1 protein-coding gene is annotated in these 1,289 nt (G+C 40.8%); it reads left to right on the top strand.

What is annotated here, in order from left to right; translation table 11 throughout:
* Nucleotides 1–166: 166 nt before the first annotated feature.
* A partial coding sequence (locus tag AMDU4_RS09795; RefSeq protein WP_021787825.1) for an IS630 family transposase occupies nucleotides 167–1,289 on the top strand: 1,123 nt, incomplete at its 3' end.

The following is a 1,289-nucleotide window of genomic DNA, read 5'->3' as shown; positions in this document are numbered from 1 at the left end:
TAAAGGATACAATGACCTATGGAATATGACGGCTTCCATACTACCTAGTGCTTTTTAAACGAGATTTAACCCTCACAATGACAGGGTGAGTAATATTCCTTCCATACTACTATAGCGTTTCCATAATAGACATGCAATTATTTATACTCGATAGCCTTATCTAATTATGGTGTTTAAAAGAACTAAACCGCATATTGTGCTCAGTTCGGAACAGAAGGCGTACCTTGAGAAGATTACCAAATCTGGAAAATCTGAAAAGAGGGAGTATGACAGGGCCAGGATAATCCTCATGGATGCTGATGGAAAGGGTGTGAATACAATTGCAAGGGAATTGCACACGAACAGGACAAAGGTCTATCTCACCATAGATAAGGCCCTTTCCTTCGGTGTGGAAACGGCACTGAAAGACCTTTCAGGAAGAGGAAAAAAGAGAACCATAGGCAATGAGGAAAGAGCTTTTATCATAAGAACAGCATGCACCAAACCATCTGATCTTGGATATCCCCATGAGATCTGGACAAACAGGCTGCTCACAAAATACATCAGGGAAAATGCACCTGAAGAATATGATCTCAAATCCATATCAAATGGAACTGTGTCCAAGATACTGACAAGGAGCAATATTCGGCCGCATAAGATAAGATACTACATGGAAAAGACAGATCCTGAACATGAGAGAAAGGAGGCAGAGGTCCTTCATGTTTACAGGGAAGTTAAAACGATCAGGGAAGAGGGATCAGGTAAACTCACTGCCTTACTTTCATATGATGAAAAACCCGGTATACAGGCAATAGGAAATATATATCCAGATAAGCAGCCAGATGAGAAGCATGGCTATATATCAAGAAATCATGATTACAAGCGAAATGGGACATTGTCCCTGATGGCTGGCATTGATCTCATAACAGGGCAGATAATCCCGCTGGTGGAAGAGAGGCACAGGAGCCTTGAATTTGTGAAATGGCTTGAACTTGTTGACAGATATTACCCGGATGATTATAAGATCACCATAATCATGGATAATCACAGTGTTCATACATCAAAAGAGACAATGAAATACCTCTCATCAAGGCCATGGAGATTTAACTTTGTGTTTACACCAACACATGCATCATGGCTTAACATAATAGAGATGTTCTTCAGCAAGATGGCACGTTCCATGCTCAGGGGAATAAGGGTTGATTCAAAGGATGAACTGAAGAACCGCATGCTGGAATATATACAGGAAATAAACAACGAACCTGTTATATTCACCTGGAAGTGGAAAATGGATGAGATGCCAGGAGGTA

This window comes from Ferroplasma sp. Type II, assembly GCF_000496155.1.
Note: the sequence above shows the minus strand (reverse complement) of the source record. Positions and strands in the feature narration are given on the sequence as shown.